General features: G+C 46.1%; 12 protein-coding genes. 7 read left to right on the top strand and 5 right to left on the bottom strand.

Annotated features, from left to right (window positions below):
• Nucleotides 1–49 precede the first annotated feature (49 nt).
• A complete protein-coding gene (locus L2D08_RS00365; protein WP_242231728.1) occupies nucleotides 50–442 on the top strand; it encodes a DUF3139 domain-containing protein in 393 nt (130 codons plus the stop codon).
• A gap of 69 nt (nucleotides 443–511) precedes the next feature.
• On the opposite strand, the gene L2D08_RS00370 is transcribed toward L2D08_RS00365, so the two are convergent.
• Nucleotides 512–1,318, bottom strand: coding sequence for a YitT family protein (locus tag L2D08_RS00370; RefSeq protein ID WP_242231729.1), 807 nt, complete (start codon nucleotides 1,316–1,318; stop codon nucleotides 512–514).
• A gap of 171 nt (nucleotides 1,319–1,489) precedes the next feature.
• Between L2D08_RS00370 and L2D08_RS00375 the strand changes: the two genes are divergently transcribed.
• Complete coding sequence (locus tag L2D08_RS00375; RefSeq protein ID WP_242231730.1) at nucleotides 1,490–2,671, top strand: AI-2E family transporter; 1,182 nt, start codon at nucleotides 1,490–1,492, stop codon at nucleotides 2,669–2,671.
• Between the two features lie 57 nt (nucleotides 2,672–2,728).
• Nucleotides 2,729–2,911: a CsbD family protein gene (locus L2D08_RS00380; RefSeq protein ID WP_242231731.1), complete on the top strand. Its 183-nt coding sequence runs from the start codon at nucleotides 2,729–2,731 to the stop codon at nucleotides 2,909–2,911.
• A gap of 100 nt (nucleotides 2,912–3,011) precedes the next feature.
• Here the strand turns inward: L2D08_RS00380 and L2D08_RS00385 are convergent, their stop codons facing one another.
• On the bottom strand, nucleotides 3,012–6,020 hold the full coding sequence (locus L2D08_RS00385) for an efflux RND transporter permease subunit (protein ID WP_242231732.1): 3,009 nt from the start codon (nucleotides 6,018–6,020) through the stop codon (nucleotides 3,012–3,014).
• A 130-nt stretch (nucleotides 6,021–6,150) separates the two neighbouring features.
• Between L2D08_RS00385 and L2D08_RS00390 the strand changes: the two genes are divergently transcribed.
• Nucleotides 6,151–6,993, top strand: coding sequence for a TetR/AcrR family transcriptional regulator (locus L2D08_RS00390; RefSeq protein ID WP_242231733.1), 843 nt, complete (start codon nucleotides 6,151–6,153; stop codon nucleotides 6,991–6,993).
• A gap of 47 nt (nucleotides 6,994–7,040) precedes the next feature.
• On the opposite strand, the gene L2D08_RS00395 is transcribed toward L2D08_RS00390, so the two are convergent.
• A complete protein-coding gene (locus L2D08_RS00395; protein ID WP_242231734.1) occupies nucleotides 7,041–7,520 on the bottom strand; it encodes a hypothetical protein in 480 nt (159 codons plus the stop codon).
• 183 nt (nucleotides 7,521–7,703) lie between these two features.
• Between L2D08_RS00395 and L2D08_RS00400 the strand changes: the two genes are divergently transcribed.
• On the top strand, nucleotides 7,704–9,410 hold the full coding sequence (locus tag L2D08_RS00400; RefSeq protein WP_242231735.1) for a methyl-accepting chemotaxis protein: 1,707 nt from the start codon (nucleotides 7,704–7,706) through the stop codon (nucleotides 9,408–9,410).
• 33 nt (nucleotides 9,411–9,443) lie between these two features.
• On the opposite strand, the gene lepB is transcribed toward L2D08_RS00400, so the two are convergent.
• Complete coding sequence (gene lepB / locus L2D08_RS00405; protein ID WP_242231736.1) at nucleotides 9,444–9,980, bottom strand: signal peptidase I; 537 nt, start codon at nucleotides 9,978–9,980, stop codon at nucleotides 9,444–9,446.
• 174 nt (nucleotides 9,981–10,154) lie between these two features.
• On the opposite strand from lepB, the gene L2D08_RS00410 reads away from it, so the two are divergent.
• Together L2D08_RS00410 and L2D08_RS00415 are read left to right on the top strand one after the other, a co-directional pair.
• Nucleotides 10,155–11,021 carry an SDR family oxidoreductase gene (locus tag L2D08_RS00410; RefSeq protein WP_242231737.1) on the top strand — a complete coding sequence of 289 codons (867 nt, stop codon included), beginning with the start codon at nucleotides 10,155–10,157 and terminating at the stop codon, nucleotides 11,019–11,021.
• A 67-nt stretch (nucleotides 11,022–11,088) separates the two neighbouring features.
• Nucleotides 11,089–12,264, top strand: coding sequence for an AGE family epimerase/isomerase (locus L2D08_RS00415; protein WP_242231738.1), 1,176 nt, complete (start codon nucleotides 11,089–11,091; stop codon nucleotides 12,262–12,264).
• A 137-nt stretch (nucleotides 12,265–12,401) separates the two neighbouring features.
• On the opposite strand, the gene L2D08_RS00420 is transcribed toward L2D08_RS00415, so the two are convergent.
• Entirely contained in the window at nucleotides 12,402–12,545 is a 144-nt protein-coding gene (locus tag L2D08_RS00420; RefSeq protein ID WP_242231739.1) for a hypothetical protein, read from the bottom strand.
• Nucleotides 12,546–12,554 lie beyond the last annotated feature (9 nt).

A 12,554-nucleotide genomic window follows, 5' to 3' on the forward strand; every position in this document is an offset into this window, starting at 1 on the left:
AGGACATTTATCAAGGCAAGAAAATACGGGACGAAAGAAGGCTATACTAATGAAACGATTCAAAATAACCATTCTTCTGCTCATTTTTACAATAGGAAGTACTCTGTATTGGTATATCGAGTATCCTGCCCACGAAAAACTTGCAGAGACCAGGATAAACGAGTATATGAAAGTACAAGGAATCGATAAAAGCAAAGTATGGAAAAAAAGATCGTATAGAGATTCCAAACAAGGAAGGTGGGAAATTTCTTACAAATTTAAAGATGAAAAAAAGATAAGATATCAATATATGTATGATAAATCACAAGACAGAGTTTTACTGTTTGTTTTCGATGATCCGCGTATGAATGGAGGAAGGACAATCAGCAGGGGAATGAACCATCCTCCACTTGTAGAAGGGTGGACAGTATTTGATCAGACAGGAAAAATTTTTACACCATGATCTCATTCGTGCTTTTAGTACATGAAAAGAACAATATAAAAAACCGATCCGCTTTTGCGGATCGGTTTTTTATTCCCGGTGAAACAGCCCCATCACTTCAACCGTCTGCGTAATGTTTACGAACGCGTGCGGGTCGACTTCTTGAATCATCTGTTTCACTTCATTTAATTGATAACGGGTAATAACGGTCATTAAGACGGAGCGGCTTTCGCCGGAATATGCACCTTTTGCTTCTGTGACGGTAATGCCGCGGTACAGGTTTTTCAGCATTTTCGCACAGAGCTCATCGCCTTTTGAGGTTACGATATGCAGTGTGAGCTTAATGTGCTTCGTGTGAATCGTATCGACCACTTTGCCTGTTGCGTAAATGGCAATCAAGGTGCTGAGAGCAGCATCCCAGCTGAACAGAAAGCCCGCAGCTACAATCACAACCGCATTCATGATGGACAGCAGTGTGCCGAGCGGGAAGTCCCGCTTGCGTGCCAGCAGCATCGCGATAATATCAAAACCGCCGGATGAAGCAGACGCACGGAAAGTCAGGCCGACTCCCGCACCCGTTAGCACGCCGCCGAACAAAGAGGAGAGGATCGGCTCAGTGGACAGCTGCGTGATGGGAATCCAATAAAGAAACAAAGACAGCGATACGACTGATAAAATCGTATACGCAATAAATTTCTTTCCAAGCTTGACTACCCCGATTATGAGCAGCGGAAGGTTTAATAAAAAGTTTAACAATCCGGTATTCAGTGGCGTAATAATGCCAAGCATGATCGCTACCCCGCTTAATCCGCTGCTTAAAATCTCGTGTGGGATTAAAAAGAAATTATATGCAATGGCAATCAGCACGGAACCCGCCAATATAAGCAAAATGTGCATAAAGCAGCTCCCCCTTTTTTTCTTCATTATAAGAGAAAAACTGGCAGTTCCTTTAAAAATAGTGTTTTCAGAAAAGCGGCAAATGCGTGTTTTTTTTCTTCTTATTGTATAATAGAAGGAATCAAAGGCAGCTTCGTTCGCCCTTGTGATTTGCCAGAGGAGTGGACCTGAATGAATGAACAATCCCCGCTCGTCCGTTTTTTAGGCGGACGCACAGCCCTATTCGTCTTAAGCCTTGTGCTTTTGCTTGGGCTTACTATTATGGTATATTCCCGAGTTTCCTTTATTTTCGACCCAATTTTCGGGTTTATCGGCACCGTTGCCCTCCCCGTTATTTTATCCATTGTTGGCTACTACTTATTAAGCCCGCTTGTAAATCTGCTGCAGCGCTATAAAATACAGCGCGGCTGGGGAATCTTAATTGTTTTCGTGGCGCTGTCCGGCCTGATTACCATTTTACTGGTGACTATCCTGCCTTTTTTGCGGGATCAGACTGAGGCGCTGATTGCTTCATTCCCAAGCTACGCCCGGCAGCTCGGCATGGATATCGATATGTGGGCACGCAACTCACCCTTTGAAGCACAATATATGGAAATCTCTAAAAATATGCAGACGAACGCTGAACAGTTTCTAGGATCCATTACGCAGAATTTTTCGGATTTTGCCGGACATACGCTTGACAGTATTACGAATGTGATCGCTACACTCACTAATTTTATTGTCTCGCTCGTAACTGTGCCGTTTATTTTGTTTTACCTGCTAAAAGACGGCCATAAGCTTTATAACGGCTTCCTTCATGTACTGCCGCCAAGAATGCGCGGCCGTACCGGGGCGATGCTGATTGAAATGGATGAACAGCTTCGCTCATATATTCAAGGACAAATGCTGGTGAGTCTTTGCATTGGAATTATGATGTACATCGGCTTTCTCATTATCGGCCTTGATTATGCGCTGCTGCTTGCGGCTATTGCCAGCGTAACAAGCGTCGTGCCATACCTCGGACCGGTCATTGCCATTACACCCGCGATTATTATTGCCATCGTGACGTCACCGTTTATGGTGGTAAAGCTTGCCTTAGTATGGACAGTTGTTCAGCTTTTAGAAGGCAAATTTATTTCTCCGCAAATTATGGGCAAATCGCTGCAAATTCACCCGGTTACTATTATTTTTGTTCTGCTGACGGCTGCCCACCTGTACGGCGTAGTTGGTGTATTGATCGGCCTGCCGACTTATGCACTTCTAAAAGTCATTGTTCAGTATATGTTTGGCTTATTTAAAGCTCGTTATAACCGGTTTTCCGAAAAAGCGGATGATCAGTATGCTGTTGTTGAAACGGACGATGATCTTGTTTAAGACTATGGAGCCCGGGTAAACATCTACTAGACGTATCAAAAAGGAGATGTTTTCATCATGGCACATGACAACAATGGACTTGGCGACAAATTAAAAGGCGCCGTAAACAAAGCAAAAGGTGAAGTAAAAGACCAGGCAGGGAATGCAACAGACAACGCAAAAATGCAGGCAGAGGGAAAAGCCGATAAATTAAAAGGCGATGTGCAGAACCATATTGGTCATGCGAAAGACCATCGTTAACCACCTGCCAAAACACCCGCAGTGTAACAACTGCGGGTGTTTTTTTACTTTCCATGGCTAATGTACAAAAAGCAGCTTCCTGATTAGGAAGCCGCTTTTTTTATACTCTTTTTTTCATCCATTTGGATAGAACTTCATACACAATCGGCACAATAACAAGTGTCAGCAAAGTTGAACTTGTCAAGCCGCCGATTACAGTTACACCGAGGCCTTTTGAAATCAAGCCTCCTCCTTCGAGACCGAGTGCAAGCGGAAACAGAGCACCAATCGTCGCCAGCGCTGTCATTAAAATAGGGCGCAGACGCGTTGATCCTGCTTCGAGCAGCGCTTCACGCGTCGTTAAGCCTTCGCGTTCTTTATGAATCACCCGGTCAATCAGCACGATTGCATTCGTTACTACAATCCCAATCAGCATAAGCGCACCAATCATAGAGGAAATACTGATTGTTTCGCCAGCAATCAAGAGCGCCACAAGCGCACCGATAATAGCAAACGGCAGCGAGAACAAAATCGCGAATGGCGCGAGACCGCCGCCAAATGTAATGACGAGTACAAGATATACAATCGCGATCGCCGCCAGCATAGCAAGGCCAAGCTGCGTAAACGATTCATTAATATCCTGCGTTACACCGCCTATTTCTACATTTACACCTGCAGGCAAATCAAGGTTATCGAGTTTTTCCTGCAGTGAATTGGAGGCCGCAGATACATCGTCGCCTTTCAGTTCCCCGTTCACATCCACGAAAACTTTCCCATTACGGCGGGAAACCGTATCCGATGTTTCTCCTTCTTCTACTGTCATGACACTGCCGATTTTCACCGGCTGGCCGTTCATTGCTGAAACAGAACGGTTCGTGATATCGTCAATAGATTCATATGACTGCGCAGGCACATCAATATAAACATTGACGTCTTCTCCATCCCTTTCAATAGTCGTTAAAATTGGGCGTTGCCGCACCGGGCTCAGCTCCATGGCGATTTGACCGGCCGTCAGGCCTGCTGCCGCCATTTTTTCTGGATCGGCAACCAGCGTGTATTCTTCATAGGCGTCTGCAAGACCCGTTTCCACCTTTTTAAAATCACCGCTATCTTTCATCATCTCTTCTACATCTGCCACAACCGGCTCGATGTCTTCCAGCTCTTCGCCGTAAATATTAACGGCGACTTCATTACTTCCGGCGCTGGCCGAGAAGTCCTGCGACGCCCATTCTCCTTTAGAAACAGAGTCTTGCAAATCTTTGAGCGCGTCTTCTTTTTTCTGTGTAAAATCTTTTGTCTCTTCGTTATACATCACATAAAACATGGCGCTGTTCGATTGGCCCGGGTTCATCGGGTTTTCACTTCCGACTGAATACTGAACCGTCTCTACATCATCGGTATCCATAAAGTAGCGCTCCGCGTCAGCCGCAATATCCGCTACTTCCTCCATTGTCTGTCCCGGCTCCGGAGCGTACGTGACAATAACCATTTTCTCTTCTTCACTCGGCAGGAAGCTGACGCCGATCTTCGGCACTAAGAAAAAGCTGCCGATCAGGAGCACAACTGCCGTTAAAAATGTAATGATTTTATGATTTAAGGTCCAGTTCAGCACAGAACGGTAACCCGCAGCAAGCCGCCCTGGCTTTTCTTCGTGTGCTTTTGCTCTAACGCCGCGTTTAAACAGTGTATGGGCGAGCATGGGCACAATGGTGACAGCTACCAGGAGCGAGGCAAGCAGCGCGAACACAACCGTCAGCGCAAATGGAAGAAACAATTCTCCTACCGTTCCTTCTACCAGCCCAAGCGGCAGGAACACCGCAACGGTTACAATAGTGGAAGACATAATCGGCACGAACATTTCTTTTGTTGCTTCACGGATCAGTTCTTTTCCGCGTAGCGTCTCACCCTGAAGCGACAGACGCCGATAAATGTTTTCCACAACCACGATTGAATCATCAATTACGCGCCCAATGGCAACCGTCATTGCTCCAAGAGTCATAACATTCAACGTAATGTCCATTTGTTTCAATAAAATTAATGCAATTAAAATCGACAGTGGAATCGAAATAACCGAGATAACCGTCGAGCGTACATCACGCAAAAACAGCATGATAATAATAACCGCAAAAAGAGCACCGAACAGCGCTTTGTTCAGCATTGTTTTTACAGATTCTTCAATTGGACCGCCCTGGTCAAAAGTAGAAGTAATGGTCAGGCCGTCCATATCACTTTCGAACTCATCTACTTTTTCTTTTACTGCGTTGACAACGTCCACTGTATTCGCATCGGCTGCTTTTACAATTTGCAGGCCAATGGATTCCTGGCCGTTTGTCCGGGAAATCGATTCGGCTTTTCCGGTTAATTTCACCTCAGCGATATCCGACAGCTTGACCGGTCCGATTGGAAGGTTCTGCAGATCTTCAAGCGTTGTAATATTGCCATCAACCATCACAGACTTTTCCGTGCTGCCAAATTCAAATAAGCCAAGTGGTGCTTGAATATCAGCTCCTTGAATCATTTGAGTAACCGTGTCTTCATCCAGCTTCAGCTGGGCAAGCTTTGCCTGGTCAAACACAACGGCTGCTTCCTCTACCTGCTGGCCGGATATTTGAACCGAGGCCACACCTTCAGTGCCTTCAATTTCCGGCACAATCTCCTCTTCTACAAGTGTTGTCAGCTCTTCCAGAGACAGGTTTTGGTCTGAAAGACTGAGCGCCATGACCGGAAATGCATTAATGCTTAAACGCGATACGTCAGGCTCCTGCACGTTTTCTGGAAAATCCAGGCCCCCAAGTGCTTCTTTTGCTTCCTGTTCCGCTTTTTCCATATCCGTTGAGAAGCTGTATTCTATTTGGACAGAGGAAGCGTTTTGATAGGAAGTCGAGCTGACGACTTTTACGCCTCCTAAGTTTTGAAGCTGCTTTTCAATGGGTTCTGACACACTGTCCGCCACTTCTTCCGGCGTCGCTCCCGGATACACTGTTGTGACTGTCACAATTGGCGGCGTAATATTAGGAATCGTCTCAAGCTTCATAGAAAGCCCGGCATACAAACCAGCCGCAGTTATGATGATGGTCATCAGCCAGACGGCAAATTTGTTTTTTAAGACGAAGTTAATTAACGCGTTCATATTTCCTCTCCTTTATGACCAACCGGTCAGTTCTCTTTTCAATATATATGACTAGTCGGTCAACCGTCAAATAATTTCCGGTTTCAAAACTATGACTTGTGGGTCATAATAGAAGTAGAGGTGAACGTCTATGACTGAGAAAGAACAACGAATTATCGAAGAATCCCTTAAACTATTTGCCCAGAAAGGCTTTGCTGCCACTTCCATACAAGAAATCGCTACCGCCTGCGACATATCAAAAGGTGCTTTTTATCTTCACTTTAAATCCAAAGAAGCATTGCTGTTAGCGGTTCTGCATTATTACTTTGATTTGTTATCAGCTAAAATCAAGACGATTGAATCTGAAAACTTGTCGCCGCGCGAAAAGTTTGTAAAGCAAATTGAATGCCAAATGCGTGAGATTCAACAACATAAAGAGTTTCTTATCATGCAGGCACGTGAAAATGCAATTCCATTCAATGACGATATCGAAGCGTTTATTTTCAAAATGCGTACGGAGACGCATCAACTTTATCGAAACCGGCTGATCGGTATGTATGGACGCGAGATTGAACCGTACTTTTGGGACTTGTCCGCTGCACTTCAAGGCATCCAGCATGCGTTTCTGCATATGACACTTGTAGATGGAATAGAGCTGGATGTTCATTCATTTGCGGAGTTTCTATTAGATAGTGCCGATGATTTGCAGGCCGGGCTCAAGCGCCGTGCCAAGCCGCCTGTGATCGACTCGCAAATCATGGAAAATTTGTTTAAGCATCACTTGAACGACGATCTTTTTGTTCTTTGGCTGTCTGATTTAAAACAGGAAAACTGGTCTGATGACATCCTCGTTTCGCTTGATGTAATCGAACAGGAACTCCAAAGCAGCAGTCCGCGGCCCGCTGTGCTGCGCGGTATGCTTGCCAACCTGACCGAAGAACCCAGCCTCCACGAGTTTATGCAGGCTGTGAAAAACTATTACAAACTTGGGTAACGGATCGTTTCATAGGAAAAGCCCTGGCAGGAATGCCAGGGCTTTTCTTACTTCGACTGCGGCTGGAATCCTTCTTCCAGCAAATAACGCTCTGCTTCTTTAAACGATTCAAAGCTTTCTTCCAAATTTAAACCTGTGTACACATTCCACAGCTCATCTTCATTTGCAAGCAACAGCACTTGTCCTTCACGGTTTTTCCATTCCGTTTCTTTCACAAGCTCCTCCTGCTCAATGGCTTCGTCTTCTGGTTTATCTGACAAATACCGGATCGAATCCGATACCGCTGCCCGGAGTTCACTTTCTGAAAAGTCCCGAATATTGATAAGCCCTTTTGAATCAGCGTCATACCCCGGCAAGTCGCCTACAAAAACAAATCCATTCCCATTAGGATGCAGGTGATATACCACCACTGTTTTTTCATACAAACTTTCCTCAAAATGGTAATTAACACGCTTCAAAGACACATCTTTCGCTGTCAGCTGTGGAAATGTCGCAAGAATCGCTTTTTTTTCTTCAAATGTAAGCATGGTACGCCTCTTTTCTTTTTAGATGACCGTAGTATATCATTTGCGGCCCCGCTTTTAAAATTAAATAAAATATTTATCACTTCTCCCAGAAAGCTGGCCAAAGGAGCTAAATATTTATCATTTTTTGCCGAAATACATAGCAAGATATCGACATATTACGACAAAAACCAGGAGGTTATACCTATGAAGCATTTAAAAATCGGACAAAAAATGCTCGTTCTAATCATAACGGCTGTTCTTTTTTTGCTAATGATCGGCGGTACCAGCTATTTCTTTTTGAATCAGACAGCCGAAAAGTCGAAGGAGATATATGAAAATAAACTGGTTTCCATTCAAAACATCGGCCAAATCCGGACAAACAACCGGGCCATCACGGCTTATACACTGGAATTAATGATCACTACTGATTCAAACATGAACCAGGAGCTCCGCCAGAAAACGGAAAGCTTGATTGATGAAAACAACAAGCTCATGGAAGACTACCTGAACGCCAGCAAATCCGATCCGAAAGAACTTGAACTGGCTGAGCCATTTGTAGAAGAATTTAAAACGTTCAGTGAAAAAGCAATCGATGCTCAAATTCTCGCTGGACAAAATAAAAATAAAGAAGCCTACGAGCAGTACTTAGCAGAGGTAGAACCTGCACGTGCAAAAATGACAGAGCTTGGCACTCAATTAAGCAATTATAATCGAGACACGGCGGCTGTATTAAACAAAGAAAACCAGGAAAGCGCCCAAAAAGCGAACGCTATTATTTTAATCGCTTCTCTTCTTTCCATTCTTCTTTTCGCAGGACTTGCGATTTTGATTTCCCGGATGATTACTCACCCTATTCGGGCCATTCAGGAATTAATGAGCCAGGCCCAAAAAGGAGATTTAACTGTTGCCGGAACGTATGCTTCTCGTGACGAGCTCGGCCAGCTGACTGCGTCCTTCAATGACATGACGAACGGACTGCGCGATGTGATTCGGCAGGTCGCTGAAACAGCGGAGCAGGTTGCGGCTTCCTCGGAAGAGCTCAATGCGAATTCAGAGGAAACAACACGCGCGACCGAATTGATCGCAAACACAATGGAAGAAATGGCAAGTGGGTCGGACAGCCAGCTGCGTCAAGTGTCTGACACAACGGCAACGATGAACGAACTGGCAGACGGCGTTCAGCAAATCGCCCGCAATGCGCACTCTGTCTCCGAAACAGCTGCCGGGGCCATTGAACGCGCAACTGCTGGAAACACGTCGATCCGCCAGGCCGTTAACCAAATGGGGTCCATTAATACAACATTCGACGGGCTTTCCGGTGTTATTCAAGGTCTCGGCCGCCGTTCAAACGAAATTGGCCAGATTATTGACTCTATTACAGCGATCGCTGCCCAAACGAATCTGCTTGCGCTGAATGCAGCGATTGAAGCGGCACGGGCCGGCGAACAAGGCCGCGGATTTGCGGTGGTGGCGGATGAAGTTCGTAAGCTTGCTGAAGAATCTGCCCAGTCAGCCAGCCAAATTTCCGAGCTGATTTCCGCTATTCAAGCAGAAACCGCCCAAGCTGTCGAAGCGATGAAATCAGCCACGGCTGAAGTACAGGGCGGTATTGATGTGGTGCATAATGCGGGCGGCTCGTTTGCAGATATTACTTCTGCAATCGGCGACGTAACCGGTCAAATCCAGGAGGTATCCGCCGCTGTCCAGCAAATGGCTGCCGGCACTGAGCAAGTTGTTGCAAGCATGGATCAAATTCATTCTATCTCAGAAAAAGCTGCTGCCAGCACGGAAAATGTCTCGGCGGCATCCGAGGAGCAGATGGCCTCTATGGAGGAAATCGCTGCTTCTGCCCGTTCCTTAGCCGTAATGGCAACCCATCTTCAAGAGATGACCCGACGCTTTACCGTTTAATAAAAAAGCAGTCTCTTTACCGAGACTGCTTTTTTAATAGGTCTGGATTGAGGACAATGGGTAAAACCGCAGCTGCACTTCTCCGTTCACACTGTTCTCCGGGATCAGCCCGAACGCGCGGCTGTCTTTGCTGACTCGGCGGTTATCGCCCATTACAAATAAATATCCGTCCGGAACCCGGTCATACCCGGTTTTTTCCTTTAAAGTAAAGTCACCCATCAGCTTTTCACCGGGCATCAGCCCGTCCCGGTTTTCATCTAAATACGGCTCCTCTGTTGCTTTTCCATTCACGTACAGCACGTCATTTTTCACCTCAATCGAATCTCCCGGTACTCCGATAACCCGCTTAATATAATGTTCATCCGCATCCGGCGCATTAAATACGATTTGATCAAACCGATCAATCTTCGTTGTTTTGGTAATAATGACTTTATCATCGTCCTCAAATGTCGGTGCCATGGATTCTCCGTGTACAATAATACTTGAAAATAAAAAGTAGCGTACAGCACCTGCTATGATGACCGCCATGGCAATCGACTTTATCCACGAAATGACTTCGCTCCAATTCATGTAATTCTTCCCTTCCTTTTTCAGTTGAAGTCATGCCTTTTCTTTATTGTATCAAACCGAATCCTTTCCATGCCAGAATCACCCTTTTTAAAACAGACAACTGCAAGAATATGTTTAGCCATCTTTTGGAAAGGTTAAGGTACTATTGTGTACAAAAAGAAGGAGGAGATCCAGATGAATATTTATGAACAGCAAAAAAACGGCCAGCCGGCGCAGTCACAGTCCAAGCAGCCCGGAATTGAATCTCAAATGGAGCCCCGCCCGATTCAGCCGACTAACTACATAGGCAGCGGCAAGCTAAAGAACCGTGTAGCGCTGATTACAGGCGGTGACAGCGGAATTGGCCGTGCTGTTGCTATTGCCTATGCTAAAGAAGGTGCTCATGTGGCGGTTAACTACCTTGAAGAACATAGTGACGCTGAAGAAACAAAGCAGCTTATTGAAGCGGAAGGTGTACGCTGTCTCCTGCTCCCTGGCGACGTTTCAAAAGAAGATACATGCAAGGAGCTCATAGAGAAAACAGTGAGCGAGCTGGGAAAACTCGATATTCTCGTAAATAATGCAGCGATTCAGTTTCCAACACAAAACATTGAAGACATTACTGAAGAACAGTGGGATAAAACATTCCGTACCAATATGTATTCCGTTTTTTTTATGAGCAAGCATGCGGTGCCGCATTTAAAACAAGGCAGCGCCATTATTTCCACCACTTCTATTAATCCTTATATCGGCAACCCAACCTTAATGGATTACACAGCAACAAAAGGGGCGATCGTCGGCTTTACACGCAGCCTGGCGCAAAACCTGGCGCCAAAAGGCATCCGTGTGAATATGGTGGCGCCCGGTCCTATTTGGACACCGCTTATCCCGGCCACATTTGAAGGTGAGAAAGTCGCCGAATTTGGAACAAATACCCCGCTCGGGCGTCCCGGACAGCCGGCAGACCATGCAGGCGCATATGTGCTGCTTGCATCTGATGAAGGGGCTTATATTACCGGACAATGTATTCATATCAATGGCGGTATGGCGATGTCTTCTTGATCATTCCAGGCAGAAAAGCAGACCGCTTTTCTGCCCTTTTACTTTACATAGAAAGAGGGGAAATAAATTGGATTTTACCGAAAAAAGCACACTCACCTCACACATTCATAATATCCTTCGTTTTTATTACCCTGCCTGTATCGACCAAAAAAACGGCGGCTATCGGAGCGGCTTTTCCGATGACGGGACAGTGACAGACAGCCAAACAAAGCATCTTGTCGGCACAAGCCGGTTTGTTTATCTTTTCAGCATCGGTGTACTGACAGACGGACCGGACTGGTGCCGGGATGCGGCGGAGCACGGCATTCGCTTTTTGACTGAGCACCACCGGGACAAAGAAAATGGCGGCTTCTTTTTTGAGCTCGAAGGCACTCATGTAAAAGATAATACAAAAATGGCCTATGGTCATGCTTTTGTGCTGCTGGCCGCTTCGATCGCCCATCAAGCCGGTGTCCCGGGCGCCAAAGAATTACTCGAGATTGTTGACGAGATAACAGAGCAGCGCTTTTGGGACGAGGAGCATGGCTTGTACCGCGATGAATGGGATGCTTCCTGGTCTGTACTGGCTGCGTACCGCGGGCAAAATGCCAATATGCATATGTGTGAAGCTATGCTGACAGCATTTGAAGCAACTGGGGAAAACAAGTATCTTGACCGGGCATACCTGCTGGCAAAAAAGGTGCCCATAGAACTGCGGACAAAGGGCGGCGGTATGATCTGGGAGCATTACACACCAGACTGGCAGCCGGACTGGGTGTACAACCAAGGTAACACCAAAGACGAGTTCCGGCCGTACGGCTTCATTCCCGGCCATCAGCTTGAATGGAGCAAGCTGCTTCTCTGGCTCGATCGTCACCGTTCGGAGTCCTGGATGCTTGAGGCAGCAGAAGACTTGTACCGAAACGGCTGGGGATATGGACACGACGCTGAGCACGGCGGCATTTACTATTCTCTTTCCCCGGAGCGTGAAGTGATCGACACCGATAAAAATTACTGGGTGATTTCTGAAGCCATCGCCGCTGCCGCTCTTTTAGGCGCAAAAACCGGCCATGATCCATACTGGGACCATTATCGCCAGCTGTTTGCTTATGCCTCGGAGTGCTTTATCGATCATACACACGGCGGCTGGTATACGCTGCTAAATGAACAAAATGAGCGGTACGAAGGAGAAAAAAGCGTTGCCCCTAAAGCTGACTACCATCCGGCGGCAGCCTGTTACCAGGTGATTCTTGCTTTATCATAAAAAATGCCAACAGCATGAAAAAACGATCCCCTAGTGTAAGGGGATCGTTTTTTCATGCTGTTGCTTTCTTATTTCGTCTACACTCTCAACGATTCCTTTCACAAGGGAATCGTTTTTGGCCGGTCAATTTTCTTTTTTTACGGGAGACGCGTCTCTGTGTCTTTTAAACGATTTTGGTCATCAGGCATACGGTTTTTATCAGCCATTTTTTGCGCTTCCTGTTTCTGGGCTTCTTTCATGTTTTCCTTTTGCTTGTTTGTTAATTCCTTTGGATGGTCCATGAAATATCA

It is taken from the genome of Domibacillus sp. PGB-M46 (assembly GCF_022668875.1).
Lineage (GTDB): Bacteria > Bacillota > Bacilli > Bacillales > Domibacillaceae > Domibacillus.

Excerpts from the sequence above, each read along its gene's own strand:
- L2D08_RS00390 (WP_242231733.1), top strand. The coding sequence starts at position 6,151 with ATGACTGAGAAAGAACAACGAATTATCGAAGAATCCCTTAAACTATTT.
- L2D08_RS00380 (WP_242231731.1), top strand. The coding sequence starts at position 2,729 with ATGGCACATGACAACAATGGACTTGGCGACAAATTAAAAGGCGCCGTA.
- lepB (WP_242231736.1), bottom strand. The coding sequence starts at position 9,980 with ATGAATTGGAGCGAAGTCATTTCGTGGATAAAGTCGATTGCCATGGCG.
- L2D08_RS00395 (WP_242231734.1), bottom strand. The coding sequence starts at position 7,520 with ATGCTTACATTTGAAGAAAAAAAAGCGATTCTTGCGACATTTCCACAG.
- L2D08_RS00410 (WP_242231737.1), top strand. The coding sequence starts at position 10,155 with ATGAATATTTATGAACAGCAAAAAAACGGCCAGCCGGCGCAGTCACAG.
- L2D08_RS00385 (WP_242231732.1), bottom strand. The coding sequence starts at position 6,020 with ATGAACGCGTTAATTAACTTCGTCTTAAAAAACAAATTTGCCGTCTGG.
- L2D08_RS00420 (WP_242231739.1), bottom strand. The coding sequence starts at position 12,545 with ATGGACCATCCAAAGGAATTAACAAACAAGCAAAAGGAAAACATGAAA.
- L2D08_RS00400 (WP_242231735.1), top strand. The coding sequence starts at position 7,704 with ATGAAGCATTTAAAAATCGGACAAAAAATGCTCGTTCTAATCATAACG.
- L2D08_RS00365 (WP_242231728.1), top strand. The coding sequence starts at position 50 with ATGAAACGATTCAAAATAACCATTCTTCTGCTCATTTTTACAATAGGA.
- L2D08_RS00370 (WP_242231729.1), bottom strand. The coding sequence starts at position 1,318 with ATGCACATTTTGCTTATATTGGCGGGTTCCGTGCTGATTGCCATTGCA.
- L2D08_RS00375 (WP_242231730.1), top strand. The coding sequence starts at position 1,490 with ATGAATGAACAATCCCCGCTCGTCCGTTTTTTAGGCGGACGCACAGCC.